The 25,950-nt window shown below is 45.3% G+C and carries 22 protein-coding genes; 6 read left to right on the top strand and 16 right to left on the bottom strand.

The window, feature by feature from the left end:
* Positions 1–20: 20 nt before the first annotated feature.
* The 7 genes from secA to BN6465_RS02080 all read right to left on the bottom strand — a co-directional run bounded on the left by secA (position 21) and on the right by BN6465_RS02080 (position 8,499).
* Positions 21–2,588: a preprotein translocase subunit SecA gene (gene secA / locus BN6465_RS02110; RefSeq protein ID WP_066731265.1), complete on the bottom strand. Its 2,568-nt coding sequence runs from the start codon at positions 2,586–2,588 to the stop codon at positions 21–23.
* Between the two features lie 100 nt (positions 2,589–2,688).
* A complete protein-coding gene (hisA, locus tag BN6465_RS02105; RefSeq protein WP_066731263.1) occupies positions 2,689–3,456 on the bottom strand; it encodes a phosphoribosylformimino-5-aminoimidazole carboxamide ribotide isomerase in 768 nt (255 codons plus the stop codon).
* Between the two features lie 115 nt (positions 3,457–3,571).
* Positions 3,572–3,904, bottom strand: coding sequence for a hypothetical protein (locus BN6465_RS02100; protein ID WP_066731262.1), 333 nt, complete (start codon positions 3,902–3,904; stop codon positions 3,572–3,574).
* Between the two features lie 92 nt (positions 3,905–3,996).
* A complete protein-coding gene (locus tag BN6465_RS02095) occupies positions 3,997–5,949 on the bottom strand; it encodes a fructose-bisphosphatase class III (protein WP_066731261.1) in 1,953 nt (650 codons plus the stop codon).
* 33 nt (positions 5,950–5,982) lie between these two features.
* A complete protein-coding gene (gene dapB, locus BN6465_RS02090) occupies positions 5,983–6,741 on the bottom strand; it encodes a 4-hydroxy-tetrahydrodipicolinate reductase (RefSeq protein WP_066731256.1) in 759 nt (252 codons plus the stop codon).
* A gap of 105 nt (positions 6,742–6,846) precedes the next feature.
* Positions 6,847–7,737: a 4-hydroxy-tetrahydrodipicolinate synthase gene (gene dapA / locus BN6465_RS02085; RefSeq protein WP_066731255.1), complete on the bottom strand. Its 891-nt coding sequence runs from the start codon at positions 7,735–7,737 to the stop codon at positions 6,847–6,849.
* Between the two features lie 123 nt (positions 7,738–7,860).
* Positions 7,861–8,499 carry a single-stranded DNA-binding protein gene (locus BN6465_RS02080; protein ID WP_066731253.1) on the bottom strand — a complete coding sequence of 213 codons (639 nt, stop codon included), beginning with the start codon at positions 8,497–8,499 and terminating at the stop codon, positions 7,861–7,863.
* A gap of 180 nt (positions 8,500–8,679) precedes the next feature.
* On the opposite strand from BN6465_RS02080, the gene typA reads away from it, so the two are divergent.
* From typA to hpf, 4 genes are all read left to right on the top strand, one after another.
* Entirely contained in the window at positions 8,680–10,503 is a 1,824-nt protein-coding gene (typA, locus tag BN6465_RS02075; RefSeq protein ID WP_066731248.1) for a translational GTPase TypA, read from the top strand.
* 1 nt (position 10,504) lies between these two features.
* Positions 10,505–11,389 (top strand): phosphatase PAP2 family protein, encoded by an 885-nt coding sequence (locus BN6465_RS02070; protein ID WP_066731246.1) that lies wholly within the window; start codon positions 10,505–10,507, stop codon positions 11,387–11,389.
* Positions 11,390–11,459: 70 nt separating this feature from the next.
* On the top strand, positions 11,460–12,071 hold the full coding sequence (locus BN6465_RS02065; protein ID WP_066731244.1) for a transporter: 612 nt from the start codon (positions 11,460–11,462) through the stop codon (positions 12,069–12,071).
* Between the two features lie 171 nt (positions 12,072–12,242).
* Positions 12,243–12,779 carry a ribosome hibernation-promoting factor, HPF/YfiA family gene (gene hpf, locus BN6465_RS02060; RefSeq protein WP_066731239.1) on the top strand — a complete coding sequence of 179 codons (537 nt, stop codon included), beginning with the start codon at positions 12,243–12,245 and terminating at the stop codon, positions 12,777–12,779.
* 79 nt (positions 12,780–12,858) lie between these two features.
* On the opposite strand, the gene BN6465_RS02055 is transcribed toward hpf, so the two are convergent.
* Positions 12,859–13,215, bottom strand: coding sequence for a hypothetical protein (locus BN6465_RS02055; protein WP_066731238.1), 357 nt, complete (start codon positions 13,213–13,215; stop codon positions 12,859–12,861).
* Between the two features lie 111 nt (positions 13,216–13,326).
* Positions 13,327–13,983 carry a YigZ family protein gene (locus tag BN6465_RS02050; RefSeq protein ID WP_066731237.1) on the bottom strand — a complete coding sequence of 219 codons (657 nt, stop codon included), beginning with the start codon at positions 13,981–13,983 and terminating at the stop codon, positions 13,327–13,329.
* 238 nt (positions 13,984–14,221) lie between these two features.
* Here BN6465_RS02050 and BN6465_RS02045 point away from each other — a divergent pair, with 238 nt between their 5' ends.
* Positions 14,222–16,765: a transglycosylase domain-containing protein gene (locus BN6465_RS02045; RefSeq protein WP_066731236.1), complete on the top strand. Its 2,544-nt coding sequence runs from the start codon at positions 14,222–14,224 to the stop codon at positions 16,763–16,765.
* Positions 16,766–17,006: 241 nt separating this feature from the next.
* Complete coding sequence (locus BN6465_RS02040) at positions 17,007–18,302, top strand: MFS transporter (protein ID WP_066731232.1); 1,296 nt, start codon at positions 17,007–17,009, stop codon at positions 18,300–18,302.
* A gap of 89 nt (positions 18,303–18,391) precedes the next feature.
* Here the strand turns inward: BN6465_RS02040 and BN6465_RS02035 are convergent, their stop codons facing one another.
* The 7 genes from BN6465_RS02035 to uvrC form a co-directional block, all read right to left on the bottom strand.
* Positions 18,392–18,811, bottom strand: a complete 420-nt coding sequence (locus tag BN6465_RS02035) for an RrF2 family transcriptional regulator (protein ID WP_066731230.1) — start codon at positions 18,809–18,811, stop codon at positions 18,392–18,394.
* Between the two features lie 11 nt (positions 18,812–18,822).
* A complete protein-coding gene (locus BN6465_RS21135; protein WP_308013068.1) occupies positions 18,823–19,116 on the bottom strand; it encodes a rhodanese-like domain-containing protein in 294 nt (97 codons plus the stop codon).
* A gap of 144 nt (positions 19,117–19,260) precedes the next feature.
* Complete coding sequence (locus tag BN6465_RS02025; protein WP_066731228.1) at positions 19,261–20,580, bottom strand: cytochrome c biogenesis protein/redoxin; 1,320 nt, start codon at positions 20,578–20,580, stop codon at positions 19,261–19,263.
* Positions 20,581–20,618: 38 nt separating this feature from the next.
* Positions 20,619–21,989: an FAD-dependent oxidoreductase gene (locus BN6465_RS02020; RefSeq protein ID WP_066731226.1), complete on the bottom strand. Its 1,371-nt coding sequence runs from the start codon at positions 21,987–21,989 to the stop codon at positions 20,619–20,621.
* Between the two features lie 165 nt (positions 21,990–22,154).
* On the bottom strand, positions 22,155–23,090 hold the full coding sequence (locus BN6465_RS02015; RefSeq protein WP_066731219.1) for an ROK family glucokinase: 936 nt from the start codon (positions 23,088–23,090) through the stop codon (positions 22,155–22,157).
* A 15-nt stretch (positions 23,091–23,105) separates the two neighbouring features.
* Complete coding sequence (gene hprK / locus BN6465_RS02010) at positions 23,106–24,026, bottom strand: HPr(Ser) kinase/phosphatase (protein ID WP_066731216.1); 921 nt, start codon at positions 24,024–24,026, stop codon at positions 23,106–23,108.
* Positions 23,968–25,932 carry an excinuclease ABC subunit UvrC gene (gene uvrC / locus BN6465_RS02005; RefSeq protein WP_082891565.1) on the bottom strand — a complete coding sequence of 655 codons (1,965 nt, stop codon included), beginning with the start codon at positions 25,930–25,932 and terminating at the stop codon, positions 23,968–23,970. Before uvrC ends, hprK begins: the two co-directional genes overlap by 59 nt.
* Positions 25,933–25,950 lie beyond the last annotated feature (18 nt).

The following is a 25,950-nucleotide window of genomic DNA, read 5'->3' as shown; positions in this document are numbered from 1 at the left end:
CTATCCGCTGCCGCATCTGCCTATTTGCGTCCACAGCACTGTTTATATTTCTTCCCGCTTCCACACGGACACGGGTCGTTTGGATATACTTTCTTCTCGGAACGCACTTTAGGCGCTTTTACGGCGCTGTCATCTTTGTTCGTTCCAGTCACCTTGGCAACCTGCTCACGTTCTACCTTCTGCTCGATCTTCACATGGAACAAAAGACGGACTGTATCTGTAGTGATAGCCCGGGTCATCTCTCCGAACATATCATATCCCAGCATCTTATATTCTACCAACGGGTCTCTCTGCCCATAAGCCTGCAGTCCGATTCCTTGGCGGAGCTGATCCATATCGTCAATATGGTCCATCCACTTCGCGTCAATTACACGCAGCAGGAATACACGTTCCACTTCACGAAGATGCTCTGCCTCAGGGAATTCCGCTTCTTTTTCTTCGTAAGCCTTTGCTGCCCGCTCTTTGAGCATGTGCTTGAGCTGATTGACCTCCATGCCTTTGACGTCATCCGTGCTTACCGGCTTGAGAATCGGAATGACATTCAACAAATCTACATTCAGCGGCTTCAAATCCCATTCTTCATAGTCCACGTCAGGAGATATATTGGAATCCACTGTATTCTCCACATACTCCGTAATCATATGGAAGATGGAATCCCGCATATTCTCTCCGTCCAATACCCGGCGGCGCTCCTCGTAGATGATTTCTCTCTGTTCATTCATGACTTGATCGTATTCTAACAGGTTCTTACGAATACCAAAGTTATTGTTCTCTATCTTCTTCTGTGCTTTTTCAATGGCATTGGAAAGCATCTTATGCTCGATCTGCTCGCCTTCTTCCACTCCCAATGTGGTAAATACATCCATCAGCCTCTCGGAGCCGAACAGACGCATCAAATCGTCCTCCAGAGAAATATAAAATCTGGATTCACCCGGGTCGCCCTGACGGCCGGAACGGCCGCGCAGCTGATTATCGATACGCCGGGATTCATGGCGCTCGGTACCGATAATCTTCAGGCCGCCTGCCTCCCTCGCCTTATCGTCAAGCTTGATATCCGTACCACGTCCGGCCATGTTGGTAGCGATAGTAACTGCCCCATGCTGTCCGGCCTGCGCGACGATTTCAGCCTCCATCTCATGAAATTTGGCATTCAATACATTATGCTTGATGCCCTGTCTTGTGAGCATCTTGCTCAGAAGCTCGGAAGTCTCAATCGTAATCGTGCCGACCAGTACCGGCTGCCCCTTCTTGTTGGCCTCAATTATCTCCTCGATTACCGCATTATATTTTTCTTTTTTTGTCTTATATACGACATCATCTAAATCCATTCTCTGTACAGGTACATTGGTCGGAATCTCAATAACATCCATCCCGTAAATGTCACGGAACTCCTTTTCTTCTGTCAAAGCAGTACCGGTCATACCGCTCTTCTTATCATACTTATTGAATAAATTCTGGAAAGTAATAGTCGCAAGCGTCTTGCTTTCCCGTTTAACTTTCACATGTTCTTTCGCCTCGATGGCCTGATGCAGGCCGTCTGAATAACGGCGTCCCGGCATAATACGTCCGGTGAACTCATCCACGATCAGAACCTCGTCATCCTTGACCACATAATCCTGATCACGGAACATCAGATTATGTGCCCTGAGGGCCAGAATGATATTGTGCTGGATTTCAAGATTCTCAGGATCGGCAAGGTTGTCAAGATGGAAAAATTTCTCCACCTTCTTGACGCCATCTTCTGTCAGATTGACATTGCGCTCCTTTTCATTGACAATAAAATCTCCGGTCTCTTCGATATCCTCGCCCATAATAGCGTTCATCTTAGAGAATTCTCCGCTGGCTTCCCCTTTTTCCATCTGTCTTGCAAGAATATCACAAGCTTCATAAAGCTTGGTAGATTTTCCGCTCTGTCCGGAAATGATAAGAGGAGTTCTCGCCTCGTCAATAAGGACAGAGTCGACCTCATCGATGACGGCAAATTTCATCCCCCGCTGTACCAGCTGTTCCTTATAAATTACCATGTTATCCCTCAGGTAATCAAATCCTAATTCATTGTTCGTCACATAAGTAATATCACAATTATACGCCGCACGCCGCTCATCATTATCCATAGAGTTCAGCACAACGCCCACCGTAAGTCCTAAAAACTCATGTACCTGACCCATCCACTCAGCATCACGCTTTGCCAAATAATCATTGACCGTGACGATGTGTACGCCCTCGCCGGTCAACGCATTCAAATAAGCCGGAAGTGTAGAGACAAGTGTCTTACCTTCACCGGTTCTCATCTCGGCAATACGGCCCTGATGCAGTATAATACCACCGACGAGCTGCACGCGGTAATGGCGCATGCCAATGCTTCTGACCGCCGCTTCACGCACAACGGCAAATGCCTCCGGGAGAATATCATCCAGAGTCTCACCCTTTTCCAAACGCTCCTTGAACTCACGTGTCTTGGCCTTTAATTCCATGTCGGACAGCTGCTGCATCTCCGGCTCCAACGCTTCAATGTGATCTACAATCGGATAAATCCTTTTTAACTCATTTTCACTATGTGTTCCAAATATTTTTTCAATTAAGCCCATTTTATTAACTCCTTATCCACAACTCTATTCCACATTCTAGCACTATTTGCTAACTTCTTCAATCAATTTATAATATGTTAACAAACTCTTTCCTGCTTGTTCATAACTTTCTTATGTCCGCATAGGGAATACTCCCTCCGAACAAATCCAGCGCGCTTCCGATTGTAAAATCCAGCTTCTTTTGGCTCAGCTCCGCGAATCTATCCAAATCCTGCACCGTCCCGATTCCTCCCGCGTAGGTGATGGGCAGACCGTCCCATGTTGCCAGCAGGCGCACCAGACCTTCGTCCATGCCTGCCCCTTTCCCCTCCACATCAACACCGTGTATGAGGAATTCGGCACAGTATTCGGCAAGCGTATCCAACAGTGCGCTGCTCAGCGATACATTTGTAAATGTCTGCCACCGTTCAGTCACGATGTAATAATCATTCCCCCGCCTGCGGCAGCTCAGATCCAAAACAGTCTTATCCCGCCCTGCGGCCTGTGCCAGCGCCTTTAAATTGTCCCACTTAATTTCCCCGTCCCGAAAGACATAAGAAGTCACAATCACATGGCTTGCCCCCGCCTCAAGATACTCTTCCGCATTTTCAGCCGTGATTCCACCGCCCAGCTGCATTCCACTGGGATATGCACGAAGCGCCTTAAAAGCCTGCGCCTTTGTATCTGCATAATAAGGAGATGTGGCCGGGTTGAGCAGAATAATGTGCCCTCCCCTCAGTCCATCCTTTTTATACATATCCGCGTAGTAATCCGCTCCATAAACCGATGTAAAATTTGTCTGGGCCGTATCATTTTTGTCTTTCAGGCTGCCACCTACAATCTGTTTGACCGCCCCGTTATGTATATCTATGCATGGCCGGAATTTCATATCTTATTTCCTCCTCTGTTACCCGCTAATTGTATCACAGCTGCGGACATTTTTCCATAATAAAAAGACAAAGGGGGGAACCGGTTTCCCGGTTCCCCTGCTCCCTTTCACTGTGTTACTCTGCTGCCGGTGTCCTGTTCCCGTCGGTAGCATTGTCTTTTGCGTCATCTACATGATTAGCCGCGTCATCTATGCCGTCACGCACGTCGTCAGCCGCGTCATCCAAAAGATTTCCATTATCGTCTGAACCATTTGTAGCGTCATTTACGTTGTTGTCCTTTTTATCATTGGCGCCGTCTGTGGTTCCGTTATTATTCGTTGTGCCGTTTTCAGTAGTTCCATTCTCTGTAGTTCCGTCTGTTGTGTCCTTATTACTTCCACATGCTGTCATACATCCCATTGCCAGTACACAGATAAGCAATGCTATCATTTTCTTTAAGTGTTTCATTTTCCTAATCTCCCTTTCTGTAAATGTAAATTTTAGGTTACTAATACTATTTGCAGATTACAGAAAAATATGCCTTGGAAAATTTTACAAACTTAAACTTTTTCAATGATTGTACCACTTCGGTAAGCAGCCAGAAGAGCCTCCAAATCCTCAATACGCTCTCGGAGTTCTTTGCCGACATCCGTATCGCCCACCGTCTTTCTCGATACGACCCGCTTGACGATCACACTGTCTGAGTGGATATCTTTTTCCTTTTCAATAGCTGCCTCTGTGGATTCAAATGGCTCATGGGCGGCCAAAATCAATCCGTATGAATTGTAAATCAAGGTATATCCTGCGATGCCCGTCTCTTTCTGGTACGCTTTCGAGAATCCGCCGTCTATGACCAGAACTTTCCCGTTACATTTGATAGGATTCTCTCCATTTTTTGTTTTCACGGGAATATGTCCATTGATAATATGGGACCGCTCTGTGGACAGGCCGAACTCCGTGAGTATCTTGTTCATGACCGCCTCATTTTCCAAAAAGTTATAATATGGATTTTTCTTCTCTTTATGCAGTTCTTCCTCCGCAAGGAAATACCGCTCAAAGGTGGCCATCTTATCCTTGGCGAACAGCGGGGAGTTTTCTCCCTGCCAAATATACCACATCAAGTTCTTGCCCAGCTCTTTTTCTCTTTGATCAACGGCAAAAAAACCTTTTCTCACATAAGATTCTAAAATTTCATAGAGCGCACGCCCTTTATAACGCTTCCCATCGACCACAACGCTTTTAAAATTCCCTTCTTCATCCAGTGGCACACAGCCATGATAGAGGAGGTTTGAATTATAAATCTTGAACAGACTCCCCTTATTCAGGAGGAAACGCATATGGCACTGAAGTTTCTCGCAGTTCTGGAACGCACTGACAAGCCTGTTCATAATATGCTCTTCTTCTTCCGAAAGGGCATATGGATTCTCCGGGTCTATCGTCGGGAAATAATCGTCCAGCAGGCTGTACTCTTCCCCGTCTATCGTAATCTCACCTTCATTATAATCAATCAGATGCAGAAAATTACGCCGCTCAAATCCAAATTCCGGATACTCCTGTGAAATCTGTCCTTCCACTTTAAACTGGATAATCGAGATGGCTTTATGCATCTTCATATTCAGCTCTGTCTCCTGCGGTCTTTCTTCCCCCTGGCCTTTCAGCTTGAAACACTCGCATGGATCCTTTGCGTATTTTTTCCAGGAAAAGGTTGCCAGAGGCAGGAGGTTAATCCCATATCCATCCTCAAGGATATCCAGATTCCCATAGCGCGCGCAGATGCGGATCACATTTGCGATGCAGCACTTTTGTCCCGCTGCCGCCCCCATCCAGAGCACATCATGATTTCCCCACTGAATGTCGATAGAGTGATGCTCCATAAGCTTATCCATAATGATATGCGGTCCGGGCCCTCTGTCATAAATGTCCCCCACAATATGCAGATGATCTACCGTAAGCCTCTGAATCAGCTCACAAAGCGCCACAATAAATTCTTCCGCACGCCCGATGCGGATAATCGTACTGATGATGGAAGCATAATAAGATTCTTTATCCATCATCCCCTGTTTTTCCGTAATCAATTCTTCGATTACATAGGCAAAATCCTTTGGAAGCGCTTTTCTCACCTTGGAGCGTGTATACTTGCTTGCCGCGCCTTTGCTGATTTCGATCAGCCGGTAAAGCATGATCTTATACCAATCGTCCATATTAGGCTCTTCCTTTTTGATACGCTCTATTTTCTCCCGCGGATAATATATCAGCGTCGCCAGCGTCTGTTTATCTCTTGCGCTCATCGTGTTCGCGAACACATCATCAATTTTCCGTTTCACAGAACCCGAGCCATTTTTCAGCACATGAGAAAACGCTTCATACTCTCCGTGAATATCGGTAAGAAAGTGCTCCGTCCCCTTCGGAAGATTCAGAATAGCCTGCAGGTTGATAACCTCCGTGGAAGCCGCCGCTATGGACGGATACAGCTCTGACAGCCTTTCCAAATACTTCTCCATCAACATTTCCATTTTCATTTCCTCCCAAATGTATATCTCTTCTATTTAGAACTGGATAACATCACTCATATCATATCTCCCCGCAGGCTTTCCCGCGAGGAATTTAGCAGCTTCCACAGCCCCCTTGCCGAAGACAGCTTTAGAGTACGCTGTATGTTGGAACTCAATGACTTCATCTGCCCCCGCAAAGATTACATCATGCTGTCCTACGATTGTTCCCCCACGCACCGCGACAATGCCGATTTCTTTCTTTTCTCTCTTTTTCCGCTCCTTGCTGCGGTCGTAATTATAGACATATTCATTGTCAAGCGCTTCATTGATAGAATCCGCCATAGCAATGGCCGTACCACTGGGTGCGTCCACTTTCAAATTATGATGCTTCTCCACCAATTCAATGTCGAATCCGGCCGGCGCAAGTACGGACGCCGCCTCCTTCAGCAGTTTCATTAAAAGGTTCACGCCAAGCGACATGTTGGCAGAGCGCAGCACCGCCGTTTTTTCACTGATACGCTGTACATTCTGCAGCTGTTCTTCAGAAAGCCCTGTTGTACACAGTACCACCGGAAGCACCCTCTCCGCGCAGACAGCCAGAAGCTCGTCCACCGCCGCGGCATTGGAGAAATCAATCACTACATCCGCTTCCACATCACACGCTTCCAGCGTATCAAATACAGGATAAGTGTTCTCGACTCCCCGGTACTTGTCTATGCCGGCCACAATCTCAATTCCACTGTCATCTCTGACGAGCCCGGTTATCACCTGACCCATTTTCCCGTTACATCCGTGCATAATTGCTTTTACCATTTTGTTTCCTCCCTTTGTAAATATTTTCACAATTGTCTACATACAATGAAGGCGAAATATCTTTCGACATTTCGCCTTATACTTTATGCTGTGTTCCTTCTATATTTATGCGAGCTTAAGACCGAAAGCCTTCATCTCCCCGGCAAGCTTAGCCGCATTAGCTTCTGTCATCTCTGTGAGCGGCATACGAAGCGGGCCGGCTTCCATCCCCATAAGGTTGAGCGCCTTCTTCACCGGTATCGGGTTTACTTCGCAGAATAATTTCTCTATCAGAGGAATCGCATCCAGCTGCATCTTACAGCTTCCCTTCGTGTCACCGGCAAAATACTTCGCACACATCTCGTGTGTATACTTCGGTGCGATATTGGCAAGTACGGAAATCACGCCCTTGCCTCCCAGCGCCAAAAGAGGAACAACCTGATCGTCATTGCCGGAATACAGATCAACATTCCCGTCCGTGAGATGCATGATCTTCGCGATCTGAGAAATATTGCCTGACGCTTCTTTTACCGCCACAATATTCTCCACGTCCTTCACAAGGGACGCCACTGTCTCCGGTGCAATATTAACACCTGTACGGCTCGCTACGCTGTACAAAATAATCGGCGCCTTAGCTTCTTTGGCAACCGCCGTATAGTGTGCCGCAAGTCCGGCCTGTGTACACTTATTGTAATACGGAGTGACAAGAAGTAATCCGTCGGCCCCGTCTTCCACTGCCTCTTTCGACATCTGAATCGTCGTGTATGTACTGTTGGACCCGGTTCCGGCTATGACCGGCACCCGTCCTTTCACTCTCTCAATAGCAAATTTGATGCAGTCCATATGTTCTTCTTCCGACAAGGTGGAAGATTCACCCGTGGTACCGCAGATAATAATACTGTCTGTTCCGTTACTGATCTGAAACTCGATCAGTTCATCCAATTTATCATAGTTAACGCTCTCATCCGCATGAAACGGCGTAACGATCGCAACCCCTGAACCCGTAAAAATAGACATAATATGACCTCCTGACTATACCTTTTTGACCATTAGCAGCGCGGCACGCATGCTTTAATCGACTAAATTAAGTGTATCATTAATTAATTCTCGTGTCAATCAAAGAAGTCCTGTCTTTGGGTATTACAACTCTGCCTCTTCCAAACATTCCAGCTTGCTCACAGAAACCTCATAGGCAATTCGTTTATCGGTTTCTGTCTCCGATAATTTCTTCACATATTCCCTGCTCTGAATCCGTCCCAGAACCTGTACGTGCTCTCCCACTTCGAAGCTGGACGCATATCTGGCATTACGTCCCCAGCATATACAGGGAATATAATCGGATTTCCCATAAGGACGGTTCACTGCAAGCAGAAGGTCCGCGATTTCCCTGCCAAGAGGTGTCTTTCTGTAAATAGGTTCTTTACATATGTAGCCGTCCAATAGGATACTGTTCGTCTTTGACCCGTCCGGCTCCTCCTCTACAAATGAAACTTCCCTTACGAAAACAGATAATATCAGGCGGTTCTTCTGCTCCTCATGCCTGTTGTATGAGCGGAACTGGCCTTGTGCTGAGATGAATTCCCCGGTATAATCCTGTGTCACGTCAATGAGCCTCTCGGAAATCATCAGCGGAATGGTGTCGCAGGAATTACTCAGGCGTTTTACGTTCACCTCCACCATATAGAACCCTTCTCCGAACACTTCATGGCTGAACGTAAATCCTGTCGCCACCTCTCCCATAATAGTTACCTGATTGTTTTCAATAATCTTATCTGACATTTTAATGTAAATCTCCTTCCTTTTCGTTTACGTATTTTTTAGTCAATACTTAATCTATGATTGGAATTCCATATTTAGAACTAAAATCCAAAAAAATTTTTTAGTACTTGTAAATTTTCGAAAATGTGATACACTATACGGGTTACAACATTAAATAGGTAGGAAGAAGGACATATTAATATGAAGACAAAGCGTGAAGACATCAGAAATATCGCTATTATAGCCCATGTTGACCACGGAAAGACAACATTGGTGGACGAACTTTTGAAACAAAGCGGCGTATTCAGAGAAAATCAGGATGTGGCAGAACGTGTCATGGATTCCAATGATATTGAGCGTGAACGTGGAATTACAATTCTCTCTAAGAATACAGCTGTATTTTATAAAAACACAAAAATTAACATCATCGACACACCGGGACATGCTGACTTCGGAGGAGAAGTCGAGCGTGTGCTGAAAATGGTCAACGGAGTGGTTCTCGTTGTTGACGCCTTTGAGGGCGCAATGCCACAGACTAAATTCGTGCTGAAAAAAGCGCTTGCGTTAAAACTCCCTGTTATTGTGTGCATCAACAAAATTGACCGCCCGGAGGCAAGACCTGATGGAGTAATCGACGAAGTTCTGGAACTCTTGATGGATCTGGGCGCCACCGACGAGCAGCTGGACTGTCCATTTCTCTACGCATCCGCAAGAGACGGGTACGCGACATATAACGAAGAGGATGAACCTGCCGATATGATTCCCCTGTTCGAGACAATCCTTGACTATATCCCCGCTCCGGAAGGAGACCCGGATGCAGGCACACAGATGCTGATCAGTACGATTGATTACAATGAATATGTGGGGCGTATCGGAGTCGGTAAAGTAGACAACGGAACGATTTCTGTCAATCAGGACGTGATTGTTGTCAACCACCACGAGCCGGACAAACAGAAAAAAGTAAAAATCAGTAAGTTATATGAATTCGACGGATTGAATAAAGTAGAAGTAAAAGAAGCCGGTATTGGCTCTATTGTGGCAATTTCCGGAATCGCAGATATTTCCATCGGGGACAGTATCTGTTCTCCCGATAATCCGAGCCCTATCAAATTCCAGAAGATTTCCGAACCGACTATCGCAATGCAGTTCGTTGTCAACGACAGCCCCTTTGCAGGTCAGGAGGGCAAATATGTCACTTCACGCCACCTGCGTGAGCGTCTCTTCCGTGAACTGAACACCGATGTGAGCCTCCGTGTTACCGAGACAGAGAATACCGACAGCTTCACCGTAGCCGGACGTGGAGAACTACACCTTTCAGTACTGATTGAAAATATGCGCCGTGAAGGCTATGAATTTGCGGTCAGCAAAGCAGAGGTTCTGTACAAAACTGATGAGAACGGTAAGCGGCTGGAGCCAATTGAATTGGCTTACATTGATGTACCGGATGAGTTCACCGGAACCGTCATCGACAAGCTGAGCCAGAGAAAAGGGGAACTTCAGAATATGGGAATGTCTAACGGCGGCTATACACGTTTAGAGTTTTCCATACCTTCAAGAGGCCTCATCGGCTATCGTGGTGAATTTTTGACGGATACGAAAGGTAACGGCATCATGAATACCTCCTTCGACGGCTACGCCCCATATAAAGGTGATATCCAATACCGGAGTCAGGGTTCATTGATAGCATACGAGGCGGGAGAATCTGTCACCTATGGCCTGTTCAGCGCACAGGAGCGCGGAACACTCTTTATCGGGCCCGGCGAGAAAGTATATGCCGGTATGGTCATTGGCCAAAACGGAAAGGCCGAAGATATTGAGCTCAACGTATGTAAGAGCAAACACTTGACCAACACTCGTTCATCTGGCGCCGATGAGGCTCTGAAGCTGACACCTCCCCGCATTTTAAGTCTGGAGGAGGCTCTGGACTTCATCGACACCGACGAACTTTTGGAAGTAACCCCCAAATCTTTGAGAATCCGCAAAAAAATTCTGGATTCTAAAATGAGAAAACGAGGAATCAAATAGTATGAATTTTTTATGGGCACTGTCTGAAATCAGAACTCCCTTTCTGGATACTTTGTTTCAGTTTATCACCTATTTTGGTCAGGAATTACTCCTCATAGGTGTTATCTGCGCACTCTATTGGTGCGTTGATAAAAAACTGGCCACTCAGATCGGCTTCACCTATGTCACGGCAGGGTTATGCGTACAAGGCCTAAAAATCACGTTCCGCATCCCCCGCCCTTGGGTCTTAGATCCTGATTTTAAAGCTGTAGAAAGCGCCATTCCCGCAGCAACCGGATATTCATTTCCCAGCGGGCACACGCAGGGCGGCACAAGCCTCTTTGCCCCGCTGGCATTGAATGCCAAGAAACTCAGCATAAAGCTTTTATGTACGGCAGCTTTTCTTTTGATTGGGTTTTCACGCATGTATCTGGGATGCCATACTCCAAAAGATGTATTGACCGCCATCGGGGTTTCCTTACTGTTTTCGTGGCTGATTTGGAAATACAAAGATTTATTTGTAGGTCCCGATTCACATGTCGGCTTGATAGCGCTGCTGGTGACTGCTGCCGCTGTCGGAATCTGTATCTATTCCTATATCTTGTATCATGGCGGCGTGATTGAAGCCCGTTATGCCTCAGACTGTTTCAAAGCCTCCGGCGCCGCACTAGGATTTGCGGCCGGATGGTATCTTGAGCAAAAATACTTAGATTTTTCGGCGCATACCGGAACACGTGCAGAAAAAATTCTCCGCTTTATCGCCGGCCTCGCCGTTACCGCCGCGCTTCAATTCGGACTTAAGGCTTTGATCGGGCACACACTGGCGGGCAAAACAATACAGCATTTTATAGTAATCTTGTGGATTATTTTTTTATATCCGTGCATTTTCAGCAAACTCAAAAAATAATTTTTTATCTTTACAGTTCCCCTTTTATTCGATACAATTTATTTATACACTTGATAAAAGGGGGACATTTATGAAAAAGTATGCCACTGCCTTTTTGCGGAAGGTTTCTGTGTTTTTGGAAATGTTCATATCTCTAATGCTTGCCGTAGGTATCACTTTACTGGCAATAAAACTTGCTTTCTCTTTGCGGAATATCCCATATCTGGATATCTACCCGAATTATGAAGATTTACTTGAGACATGTTTTAACTTAATAATCGGCGTAGAATTAATCCGTATGCTTTACCAGCACCGGCCGTCAACTGTGTTTGAAGTGCTGTTGTTCGCCATCGCAAGACAGATTATCATCGACCACGCCAATCCTCTCAACAGTTTAATCGGCGTCATCGCCATCGCAATTTTATTTGCCACAAGAAAATTTTTATTCTCAGAATTCGAAGAATCAGAGAAAGTCATTTTCCGAGCTACATCAAAAGTGCGCCATGTAAACAGCATCATTCATGTCCACATCCCTTATCACGACGAGCAGACACTGCTGGATGTCCTTAAAGAGCGCTTTGCTCAGGAAAAGACCGATGTCGGTGTCGGCGCATGTACATACTATGACAATTTTGGCCTGAGAGTAGCTAAGATGCACAATGGTGAAATCTCCAGAGTCGAAGTTATCCGTTCTATCCACTAATTGTCAGTCTTTTATTATTTTTTAAGATTTTTTTCCGAAATTTCGTTGCATGTCCATAGCTAAATAGAGTATAATATGGTCATAGCTAAGGAATATATACTCCCTTAGTACTACTCCTGTGAAAGTTGATTTCTGCTTACACGGGAAATACCAAAAAAGGAGTTGAGCTGTATGAATTTTATCATTAGCGGAAGAAACATCGACATCACACCTGGCTTAAAGCAAGCCATCGAACAGAAGTTAGGCAAATTAGAAAGGTATTTTACTCCTGGAACTGAGATTATTGTAACTCTGAGCGTAGAAAAAGAGCGCCAGAAAATTGAAGTCACGATACCTGTAAAAGGTAATATCATCCGTTCCGAGCAGGAAAGCAATGATATGTATGTATCGATTGATTTAGTGGAAGAGATTATTGAGCGTCAGCTGAGAAAGTATAAAACCAAACTGGTCGCTAAGCATCAGGGCGGGCACGACCTTCGTCAGGAATTCATCGAAGAAGATAATTCTAGTTTTGATGCAGATGAGATTAGAATTGTCCGTACCAAACGTTTTGGCATCAAACCTATGTTTCCGGAAGATGCCTGCATCCAAATGGAGCTTCTTGGACATAGCTTCTATGTATTCAGCAATGCCGAGACAGACGAAGTCAACGTTGTATATAAGAGAAAAAATGGAACTTACGGATTAATTGAACCTGAATTCCAATAAATGTCCGTAGGATTTGTCAAGTAAAGTGTGTAAATTTATTAATTTTTTTGGGTGGCCGAATAACTCGGCCACCCATTCCTTATCTGGACACGAACCTATAATGGTACTCCTTATGCGGAATAACCGTTAAATCAAATACCTTATTTAACGCACCGGGAAAAACAGAATACTCTATTTTATCTCCTTTTACTAAATTTAAGTTCTCATATTCATCACATTCTAATATAACTATCTTTTCTTCATACAATTCAAACTGATTACACAATTCCACTGTTAATTCTTTCTCATTTTTATTAACACTAATAATTGTCGCCTCCACAAAATATAGGTGCGCATTAGAGACACCAACATCTTTAAAAGCACTGTAACAATGAAATATGCCGCTACTTACAATAATAACTAAAACCACAAAAACTACTTTCCTTCTTTTTCTCATTGAAGTTTAACCCCATTCCCTTGTATGGCTGAGCCCTCCTTTATAGAACTTTACTTACTGTTTTAGTTACATAGAGTTAATTTGGATGGAATCTGACTTTTCTTTCCTCTTCTATTCCTCAAAAATCAAGATTTCCTTCTCATGCTCTGCGAACATGCACGCTCTCCCCACGGTAAGTCCTGCCTGTCCGTTCGTTCCCTCTGTTATCTCCCCGATGACAGCCTGCTCTTCATCCAGCGGTATCAATACACTTAGCTTAACGCTGTCCGTGTACTCTGTATCCATAATACGCAGGCCTCGCTGTCCTAAGATGTATTGAATCTTGCCAAGCCCCGTATAATCGGTAAGAATTTCCAGCATGTGTCCTCTTTTCTTCGTGATAATGTCACTGGCATTGATACCTGCTTTTGTCGCTCCCTGATATGCCCGGACCAACCCGCCGGTCCCTAAGAGGGTACCTCCAAAATATCTGGTTACAACAACCACTGTATTATGGATATCTTCGCCCAGAAGCACATCCAGCATCGGCTTCCCTGCCGTTCCCCCCGGCTCCCCATCGTCATTATAGCGCTTTAACTCATGGTTCTCTCCAATCACATAGGCAAAGCAATGGTGTCTCGCATCCCAATATTTTTTTCTTACATATTCTATAAATTCAACTGCCTCTTCTTCCGTGGCAACCGCCTCTACCGATGCAATAAATCTGGATTTCTTTTCTACAATTTCTGATTCTTTTCCCTCATAAACTGTCTTATATTCCAACAACATTAAAATTCACCCGCTCCGTCGTCCCTTATATTTCTATTATAAAATCTGCTATAAACAGTATACAAAGCTTAGAATTAAGATGCAAGAAAATTACAAAAATGTTACATCCGACTTTATTCAACAGAATTTTCCAAACTTTTTCTTAAATTTTTCATAGGAAATACGAAGTTTTCAAATTTTGCTTTATTTAGATAGGTAAGTTTGTTATAATATTGCAGTATGAAGGAGGCAAATATTCATGAATTATGGAAAAAGAAAAGCTTCTAAAAAGCAAAAAGATATCACATCAAAATCCAATATGCGAAAGAAAAAAATAGGCGTTCGCCTGTTCAAAGGATTTTTGCTCTGTCTGCTGGCTTTTTGTATAATCGGAGTAATCGGGGGCGGTGTTTTTCTAAAGAAAATCATCGATGACTCTCCGGAAATAACACCGGCCAGTATTAAGCCGTCCGAATTTTCGTCCACCGTACTCGCAGATGACGGTTCCACAGCGACAGCCAGCTTTACCGCCGCCGGCGCTAACCGTGTCTATAAAACTATCGATGAGATACCCTTGGATCTGCAGCATGCATTTGTAGCTGTCGAGGACTCCCGTTTTTACAAACACAACGGTATTGATATTCAAGGTATCGCCCGTGCCTTTGTAGTCGGCTTGCAGAATGGAGGAAATTTTTCCGAAGGTGCAAGTACGATAACACAGCAGCTGATTAAAAATAACGTATTCCCGAACTTTGTCAATGAAAATACATTCTGGCAGAGTCTGGAGCGTAAAATTCAGGAGCAGTATCTTGCTATTCAGGCAGAAAAGCAGATGGACAAAGACACGATTCTCGAAAGCTATATGAACACGGTCAATCTTGGGCAGAACACGCTGGGCGTGCAGTCCGCCGCAAAAAGATACTTCCGGAAAGACGTGTCCGAGCTGACCTTGTCCGAATGTGCGACAATCGCCGGAATCACACAGAATCCGGGAAGATTTAACCCGATTACCAATCAGGAGGAAAATGTAAAGAGACGTACAAAAGTCTTGGATGATATGCTGGAGCAGGGCTATATCGATCAGGCGGCTCATGACGAAGCTCTGGCAGACGATGTCTATGCCCGGATTCAGACCGTGAACACGGAAATCGAACAGCAGAGTACCGTCACTTCCTATTTTGTTGACGCATTGTCCGAGCAGCTCATGGATGACTTTACTACTAAACTGGGCTACACAGATACACAGGCTTATAACACGATCTACAGCAGCGGATTGACGATTTTCTCTACCCAGAATATGACCATCCAGTCTATCTGTGATGAAGAGATGAACAACGATTCCAACTATCCTTCCGGTGTCGAATGGGGCCTTGACTATGCGCTTACCGTTACCCGGGCAGACGGAACTGTAGAAAATTACAGTGCAGGGCACATCAAAAAATTCGGGAAAGAGCAGTACAACGACGACCAGCCGCTGCTGTTCTCTTCTCAGGAGGCTGCTCAGGAGCGTATTGATGCATTTAAGGCAAGCATCGCACAGGAGGGGGATACCTACGATGAATATATGAACCTATCCCCGCAGCCGCAGGCGTCGCTCACCGTCATGGATCAGGCCACCGGCCAAATTAAAGCCCTCGTGGGCGGCCGTGGCGCTAAGACGACGAACCGCGGGTTGAACCGTGCCTACAAGGGTTCTATGAGACAGGCTGGTTCTTGTTTTAAGATTCTCGCCGTGTATGCTCCGGCCCTTGACTCCGCCGGAAAGTCTCTGGCGACTGTTATAAAGGATGAACCATATAAGTATCAAAACGGTAAATCTGTCCGTAACTGGTGGGGCGATTCCTACCGCGGCAATGTGACCATGCGCAAAGCTATTGAGCAGTCCATGAATATCTGTGCGGTCAAGATGCTGGATGACATCGGCATTAACCTCGGCTATGATTACTGTACGCAGAATTTCGGCCTCACAACAATGGATGATACCGATAAGGTACAGGCTCTGGCTCTGGGCGGTATCACCCACGGTGTATATAACTATGAGATTACCGCAGCTTATGCCGCAATTGCCAATGGCGGCGTTTACAACAAGCCGGTTCTCTATACAAAGGTACTGGATCACGACGGCAATGTCCTGATCGACAATACCGGAGAATCTAAGACCGTGCTTAAGGATTCTACAGCCGCTCTTCTTACCAGCGCAATGGAAGATGTCGTGACAAAAGGAACCGCTACCGACGCACAGCTCAGTAACATGCCGGCGGCCGGTAAGTCCGGTACCACATCCGACAACAAGGATTTGTGGTTCTGTGGATATACTCCTTACTACACCTGCTCTATTTGGACAGGTTATGACGAAAACAAAGAACTTTCCGACTACCAGTGGAATTATCACTTTAAAATATGGGCCAATGTTATGAATCGTATTAACAGCACTATGGGGCTTCAGTATAAAGATTTCACCATGCCAAGCTCATTGGTGAAAAAGACAATCTGTACAGAGACCGGTCTTCTGGCGGTGGCAGGTTCCTGCCCAGCGGTTACTGAATGGTTCGCTGCTGATACAGCGCCGACTCAAAGCTGTCCGGGACATGGTTCTACCGATGAGGAAGAGGAAGACGATGACAAAGACAAGGATCTGGAAAATCCGGACAACCAGACTCCGACAACTCCTACTCCGGATCCAAATCCAAATCCGAACCCGAACCCTGACCCCACTCCGGATCCCGAACCTACTCCGGATCCCGAGCCCACTCCTGACCCGAATCCGAATCCGGATCCCGGAGGAAGCACCACTACCCCGTAGCATCTGGTCACCAGTAATATCAGAAGGGCTGTGTATAAGAAATTATACACAGCTCTTTTTAATATTAAAAACTATTTTATCTATAAGTAATTGCTTATAGTCAATAAAAATTTGAGAATAGTCGTTTGCCATAAATATATGTTAAGATAATTTCAACAAATTTTATGCATAAATTTCCAAATAATTGTGCAAAACCAAACAAACCGCACAACACATATCATATTGATTGGAGGAATTTTTTATGGAAACAACTAAGAAGAATAAAAGCATCTATCACTGGGTAATACTGGTCTGTTGTGTATTGACGCTAATGTTCGCCTATTCCACACGTTTTGGCCTGTCCCAGCTGTTCACCACAGAAATTATCAAAGAGACTGGCTTTGCAACAAGCGCCTATTTTTTGTGTACGACTATTGCCAGTGTCATATGTATTTTTACTGGTCCCGTTGCCGGTAAGCTGCTGCGCGGTAAATATATGCGCCTTACTTTCGTCATCTGCTGTATCGGGACTATGGGCTTTTATTCCTGCTACGGACTCTGCCATTCACTTTGGCAATTCTATCTGGTAGGCGCGCTTCAAGGTTTTTTCGCCATGGGAGCCTGCACCATACCGGTAACCGTACTTATCACAAATTGGTTTGAGAAAAACCGCGGTCTCATGATCAGCATTGCCATGATGGGCATCAGTATCGGGGGAACCGTACTAAGCCCAGTCCTCTCATGGGTAATCACTTCCTACGGCTGGCGCAAGGCTTATTTTATCCTTGGCGCGGCAAGCTTAATTGTCCTGATTCCAATTTCTGCTTTTATTGTCCGCCGCTCTCCTGAGGATGTAGGGCTGCTCCCATATGGCCACGGCGAAGAATCGGCAGGCAAGCAGAAAAAGACAAAAAATGTTCCTGCCAGCAGCTGGAACGCGACCCTGAAAGAAGCACGAAAGACGCCTATTCTCTGGATGTTCGCTGTCGGTGGATTCCTAATCTACTTCACCTCCTGTATCATGGGACATATGAGCTATTATCTGCAGACTACAGGTTTCAGCGCTGCTTCAATCGCGACCTATATTTCACTCTTCTCTGCCGTTGCAATCATCGGTAAGCTTGTTTTGGGACATATATTTGACCGCTTTGGCCCAAAGGGCGGTATTCTCTTCGGATGTGGAACCTTTTTCCTCTTTCTGGTTGCGTTTATCATGGTTCAAGGCAGTCCGCTCATGTTGTATGTGGCTGCTGTCCTTTATGGCTTCGGGACATGCACTGCGACCATCGCCGTCCCGATTATGACTACGAATATCTTTGGCGCTAAAAATTATAGTGAACTCTATGGCTTCGTCTCCGCTTTCACCATGACCGGAAGCGCTATCGGAAGCTCAGGCATCGGCCTTATTTATGACATTACCGGGTCTTACAGGCCTGCCCTGATTATATTGGCTGCACTGACTGCACTGACGATTGTCGTGATGTTCATCTGTATTGATATGAGCAAGAAACGCACCGCCTCTGAAAATATTACTGCGGCGCAGGGACAAGAGGCTTAGATTTTAAATCAATTTACTAAAAGCGAAAAGACCGTACCTCCTGCAGTTACAGCACTCAGCAGGAGATACGGTCTTTCCGCTCTCAGTCGTCAATTTTCATTTGTAAATATTAAATCCTCAATATTTTGAATGGTAATGTGAGACAAATAGTCCACGCATACCGTGTTCAATTCAGCGGTGATACCGTCCATAATCCCAGCCATTCCTGATGCTACTAAGCACTCCATATCCGGATCTCCGGAGCGCCAAGACGCTTTGACCATATCCGCATGCAGCACTTTACTGATTTTAGCAAGTGTGATATCCGAAGCAGGCGCCGCCATCTGATATCCACCGTTCATTCCTTCTTTGGTATGGACAAATCCCGCTCTCTTCATGCAGGCCATGACCTTGCGTATTCTCGCAGGATTTGTACATACATTCTCCGCAAGCGCTTCACTGGAAAGCGTTGTATTCTTATGGTCAAGATATACTAACGCATGTACCGCTATTGTGAATTCACTTGTCATTTCATCCCCTCCTATTCTGTCTCATACGTCCATTCGTTGATTCCCCCGAAATCATATACATTCGTATATCCGGCCTCTATCAGCTTTTCTGCCGCCTGTCTGCTTCTGTTTCCACTCCGGCAGTACACTAATATCTCTTGCTCCAAATCTGGTAATTCCTTCAAAGTTTCTTTTTTTATAGTCTCATTGGGAATTACCACCGCCCCCGGAATATGCTTTTCATCATACTCTTCCAGTGTGCGGACATCCAATATAACGATGTTTTCGTCATTGTCCATTTTTTCTTTTGCTTCTTCTGCAGATATTTTTTTATACCCTGCTTTTTTGGGTTCCTTATCTGCAATCTTATCACGCTCTCAGCCACACCCTGAAAAGCCAAATGCCAGTGCCGCCAGCATGACCCCCAAAATCACCTTATTTCTTTTCATCATTTCTTACCTCCTTCCTTCTTATGAGGAAGTCTTTCCTTCCATTGTCTGTTCAATAATATTTCTTATCATCTCCTCGGTCAAGGAGCCAGACACATATCCAAATACATTGCCGTCTTTATCTATCATGAAGGTAGTAGGAAATGAACTGATGCCATACGTGCTGAAAACATCTCCCGTGGTATCCATAGCGACCGGATAGTCATATCCGTTATCTTCTAAGAACTGCTTTATTTCTTCCTCGCTCACATCAGAGTTCTTAGGATGGGAATCTGTTCTGGGATTTGCCACTCCAAGTACTACCAAATCATCTTCATTCTTATTATACTCCTCATATATTTTTTGTATATGGGGCATTTCCTGACGGCATGGCCCGCACCAAGTAGCCCAAAAATTAAGAAATACCGTCTTCCCTTTATATTCCGACAAGGTGTGTGTCTTTCCTGACTGGTCCGTCAAAGTAAAATCCGGAGCCGCTACCGTCTTGGCATCCGACTTCTCTTCTTTCGAATCCTCTTTGTTGGAAGTATTCTTCTCCTCCTTTTTTTCATCTTGGCCGGCATCCTTTTTCACGGTATCCTTCTCCTCACTGACACTGCTGCTCCCGCCGCCAAAGGAAGACAGATATCCGGTCAAACCGTTCATCCATCCCGTTATGGTCATAATACCCATAAATATTAAAAGTATGCCGCCAACCTTTACGGTGTACTTGATGACTCCCTGATGCTTCTTGAAAAAGCCCAGAACCGTGCTGGTGAACAGTCCCACCGCCAAAAACGGAAGCACAAAGCCTATCAAATAGACACCTATCAATAAAAATCCAGATACAGCAGAACTGCTCGATGATGCCATGAGAAGTACACTTGCCAGCACCGGCCCCACACAGGGCGTCCAAGCAAAGCTGAAAGTGAATCCAAGTAAAAGTGCCATGATTGGGCTCATCGCCCATTTCCCCATATTAAAAGGCAGGCGGTGTTCGCGTTCAATAGCCTTTGCCTTTCCAAGTACACCAAGCTGGTACAGCCCGAAGAGAATCATGATCATCCCGCCGGCCCGCACGAACCAGACCCGGTATCCACTGAAAAAATGTCCGATTGCTGTGAATCCAAGCCCCAGCAATATAAAAGCGAACCCGATACCCAGAATAAAAAACACGGTGTTTATCATGACTTTTTTCCTCGGATAGCGGACATTTCCATTTTCATCTACCGTCTTTGTCCCCCCTGCTAAATAACTGATATATAGAGGAACCAGCGGAAGTATACAAGGGGAGAAAAAGCTAAGCAGCCCCTGAAGGAAGACCGTAAGAAACGGGACTCCTGTGTTAATTGATAAGTTCATAACAACCTCCATCTAAACTATGTTTATATGATACTTTATTATCTCAATGTGCCAAACAAATCATTCAAAGCCTCACACATTGTAGGGTGCGTAAAAATACCGTCTTGAAATACATTGTATGGTAAATCTGCGTCTATGGCAAGCTTAATTATATTTATGATTTCATGGGACTCAGCGCAGAATAAATGCGCGCCTAATATACGCCCTGTGTCTGCATCCACAACTGCTTTCATAAAACCAGTAGTTTTTTCCAGCACTTGTGCTTTGGGGACTGCCTGCGCCTGCAGTTTTGCCACTTTTATATGATAGCCCTTGTCTTTAGCTTCTTTCTCAGTCAATCCTACTCTGGAAAATGGAGGATCCAAAAAAATACTATATGGCACAGCGCCACGGTTTTCCGTACTTCTTTCCGCTCCCCCGATCACCTGTGACTTTACAATTCTGGAATCATCCAGTGAAATATAGGTAAACTGCTGTCCTCCTGCTGCATCTCCCATGACCCAAATGTTAGGGGCTGTGGTCCGCAAATATGCGTCTGCTTTTATGCCTCCCCGACGGTCAAGCTCAACTCCTGCCGCCTCTACATTCAGGCCCTCAACGTTAGGCCGCCTTCCCGCTGCCACAAGAACTGCGTCCGCAATGACCACATGCCTGCCTTCCGGGCTCCGATATGCTACTTCCGCCCTGTCTTCTAAGTCTTCTACTTTTTCAATCTCCGCCTCTCCCACAATCTTTACACCGCGCTCTACTAGACTGTCATATACATACTTTGCAGCCTCTTCATCTTCTCTGGGTAAAAATCCATTCCCCCTCTGTAGAACCGTAACTTCCGCTCCAAAGTTAATATAGTATGAGGCAAATTCCAGACCAATATAACCTCCCCCTAAAATAACTAAATGCCGGGGAAGTTTTTCCTCGTCCATCAGGCTCTCGCTCGTATAAACAAAACGGCTCTCCACCAGTCCCGGTATATCCGGTATAAACGGTCTGGCTCCTGTATTGATGTAGAACTTTTCTGCCTCTATCTGTTCAGATGTCCCGTCTGAATAGCTGACATTTATATGATTCGCATCGATAAATGACGCCATTCCCGTCAATACATCTGCCGAACTCCCAATCAGCTTGTCGTAGTTTTTCTGTCTGAGCGCTGCCGTCAGCTTACGTTTTTCTTCCACTGCCTCTTTGTAAAATATTGATTTATCGAAAAAACTGCCGCCTCTCGCCATAGAAAAACGGGCTTTTCCCTCCAGATATTTCGAGGGAATACATGCAACATTTATACAAGTACCTCCATACATATCTGCAGACTTTTCTATGAGAGCGACAGATTCTCCTTTAGCCGCCAAAGCCGCTGCCAATGTCTTTCCACCTTTTCCAAAACCAATAATAACATGTGTATATTTTTTCATTGCATTCACCCTTTCTTATATCTGTAATTTTTTTAGTTACACTTTATACTGTAACAATATCATATACAGTTTGTTTTGTCAATGAAAATTTATACATATAAAAAGCAGACAGGGTGGATTGATATTGTTCTCCATTCCTGTCTGCTTTTAAATGCTAAATTCTTGTTATTTCAAAATCAGCTTGGCCGCCCCACAGATTCCGGCATCATTGCCCAGCTCTGCGAGAGCGAACTTTGTATCACGGTTCGCAAAAAATGCTTTCTCTTTGAAGGATTTCTCAATGTACTCAAAAAGAATAGGACCCGCTTTGGAGACTCCGCCTCCTATTACGATTACAGCCGGGTCGCATACGGCCGCGATGTTGGCTAACGCATACCCAAGAATCTTTCCAAATTTAGTGGCAATCTCTATTGCCACCCTGTCCCCTTTCTTTACCGCATCAAACACAGCCTTAGCTGACAGCGCGTTCTCTTCACGCAGGATGCTGGGCTCGCTGTCCTCCGCCAGTCTTCTCTTGGCAAGGCGGGTAATTCCCGTTGCGGAGGCATACTGCTCCAGACAGCCCTTTCCGCCGCATCCACAGTGCTCCTCCTCCTCGTAGTTCACGCATGTATGCCCGATCTCGCCGCCGGCCCCATGCTTTCCTACCACACACTCACCGTTTATGATAACTCCGCCGCCCACACCAGTTCCAAGGGTCACCATAATCATATTACGGTGTCCTTGTCCGCCGCCGAGCCACATCTCTCCAAGCGCCGCCACATTGGCATCATTTCCAGCCTCTACATGCATGCCCGTCAGCTCTTCCATCTCGCGCTTTACTTCCTTGTATCCCCAGCCGAGATTCGCCGTGTCCGGTACAATCCCCGCTTCCGTCACAGGGGCGGGAATTCCAAGTCCGATTCCGAGAATATTATCCTTTGTCAGGCCTTTTTCACTCATTTTCTTATTGATTGCTTTTGTCACATCAGGAAGAATCGCCTCCCCTTTATTCTCAGTGCGGGTTTTAATCTCCCATTTATCTACCAGCTTGCCGTCAAACTGAAACAATCCCATCTTGACGGTCGTCCCCCCGATATCAATCCCAAAACAATAATTCATTCTGCCTCTCTCCTCCTATTTCCTCTTCAGATTCTCCTGCACCCGGCGGTAAAGTTCCTGCGCTGCATTGTATCCCATCTGTTTCTGCCTGTGGTTGACAGACGCAGATTCAACAATAATCGCCAGATTCCTTCCCGGACGGATTGGTATATTGTGGCATACCACTTTGTTCCCCAGAAATTCCGTGTATTCTTCCGTCAATCCCAATCTGTCATATTCTTTATCTTTATTCCAGTCTTCGAGTGTAATGACAAGATCAATATTCTGTGTCTCTTTGACGCTCTGAACTCCGAATAATGTCTTGACATCCACGATTCCGATTCCCCTCAACTCTATAAAATGCCTCGTGATATCCGGAGCGGTTCCCACCAAAGTGTCATCGCTTACTTTGTGGATTTCAACAACGTCGTCGGTGACAAGACGATGTCCTCTTTTAATCAGTTCCAGAGCTGCTTCACTTTTACCGATTCCGCTCTCTCCCATAATCAAAACACCGACTCCGTAAACATCCACAAGCACTCCGTGAATAGAGATACAGGGCGCTAGTTCCACCTTGAGCCAGCGGATAATTTCCGCGGAAAAAGAAGACGTCTGCTGGTCCGTACTGAACACCGGAATATCATTGGCAACCGCTTTTTCAAGAAACGCCGGCTCCGGCTGCAGGTTCCTGCTGAAGATAAAACATGGTATAGCATAAGAAAGAAGGGTGTCATATATCTTCATCTTATGCTCTTCGGACAAGGTTTCCAGATATGTGTATTCTACATACCCGATAATCTGTACCCTTTCTGATTCAAAATGGTCAAAAAAACCTGCCAGCTGCAGCGCCGGACGGTTGATATCCGGTACCTTTACCTCCCGCTTTGTCATATCTACATCAGGTGTCAGATTCTTCAGGTTCATTTTCTCTACTACGTTCTGCAGTTTCACTCCCATTATCTCTTTCTCCTTCTTCATTTTTATCAGCTTTACTGTTATTTAGCATACCACATTCATGAAAAAAATTATAGACATCCTGTGCGGATTTTTCATTCATAGACGGTATTTTTTTCAACTCTTCCACACTTGCACTTTTCAGATTGTCAAGACTCATAAAATGTCTCATCAGCGCCTTGCGCCTTGCAGGCCCTACACCCGGAATATCGTCCAGAATAGAATGTACCTGTCCCTTGCTTCTGAGGCTTCTATGGAACTCAATAGCAAAACGATGGGCCTCGTCCTGTATCCGCGTAATCAAACGGAAAGCCTCGGAATTCCGGTCGATTGGAAGTTCAACGTTATTATAATACAGCCCTCTCGTCCTATGATTGTCATCTTTGACCATGCCGCACACTGGAATCGAAAGTTTTAGCTTATCCATCACTTTGAGAGCTACATTGACCTGTCCTTTTCCCCCGTCCATAAGAATCAAATCAGGGAACACTTGAAAACTTCCCAATTCTTTTCCGCTCTCCTGTTCCTCGAGTCCATGCCGGAGCCGCCGTGTGAGCACTTCTTCCATGCTGGCGTAATCGTCGGCTCCCACCACACCCTTGATCTTGAATTTGCGGTAATCATTACGCTTCGGTTTTCCCTTCTCGTACACTACCATGGAGCCAACCGAAGCAAATCCATTGGTATTTGAGATATCGAACGCTTCCATCCTTACGATTCCTTTCAAGCCCAGAAGCTGCTCAATCTCTTTCACTGCCCCGATTGTGCGTCCTTCCTCACGCTTTAGACGCTCCTTGTCTTTGCTCAATACCAGCTCCGCATTCTTTTTTGCCAGTTCCACCAGTTTCTCTTTTTCCCCTTTTTTAGGAACCCTAAGCGTGACCTTGTGCCCTCTGCGGGAACTAAGCCACTCCTCCAGCACCTCTTTGTCTTCCACTTCCACAGGAAGCATCAACTCTCCGGGAATATAGGGGGTGCCGCCGTAAAACTGCTTAATAAAGCTTCCCAGCACTTCTCCTTCGCCGTCGCCTTCCGCGATTTTCAGATAAAAATGGTCTCTTCCTATCAGCCTGCCCCCTCGTATAAAGAATACCTGTACAACTGCGTCCTCCTGCTCCGAAGCAATTGCGAGTATGTCTCTGTCCTCGCCTCCCGTATCCGTAATTTTCTGCTTCTGTGCAATTTTCTTGACACTATTGAGCAGTTCCCTGTATTCTATCGCCTTCTCAAATTCAAGCTCTTCGGAAGCTTCCATCATCTTTTCTTCCAGACTTTTCAAAAGTTTCTCATAATTTCCATTCAAGAAACGTACCACCTCATCGATAGAACGTCTGTATTCTTCCTGAGAAATATACCCCTGACAAGGGGCGTCGCATTGCTTAATGTGATAATAAAGACAGGGCCGTTCTTTCCCCACATCCTTAGGCAGATTCCGGTGGCAGCTCCGGATGTGATAGAGTTTTCTTATCAACTCGATGGTATCCTTCACCGCTCCCATGCTGGTATACGGGCCGAAATATTTGGACTTATCCTTCTTCATCTGCCGGGCCATCATAATCCGAGGGTATGCTTCATTTACTGTGACTTTAATAAAAGGATAACTTTTATCATCCATCAGCATCGTATTGTATTTGGGACGATGTTCCTTGATCAGGTTGCATTCCAGCACCAATGCCTCCAGCTCAGAGTCTGTAACGATGTACTCAAATCTACAGATATGAGTCACCATCTGCTCTATTTTGGCTCCTTTGTTCCTGCTGCTCTGGAAATACTGGCGCACACGATTTTTAAGGCTTATGGCCTTACCTACATAGATAATGTCATCCTTCTCATCGTGCATCAAATATACTCCCGGCTTTTGCGGAAGCTTTTTTAGTTCTTCTTCAATAATAAATGTTTGATTTTCCATAAGCTTATTATACTAAAA

Origin of the sequence: Bariatricus massiliensis, from assembly GCF_900086725.1 — a bacterium.
GTDB lineage: Bacteria > Bacillota > Clostridia > Lachnospirales > Lachnospiraceae > Allocoprococcus > Allocoprococcus massiliensis.
This window is presented reverse-complemented; position numbering and strand designations above follow the sequence as displayed.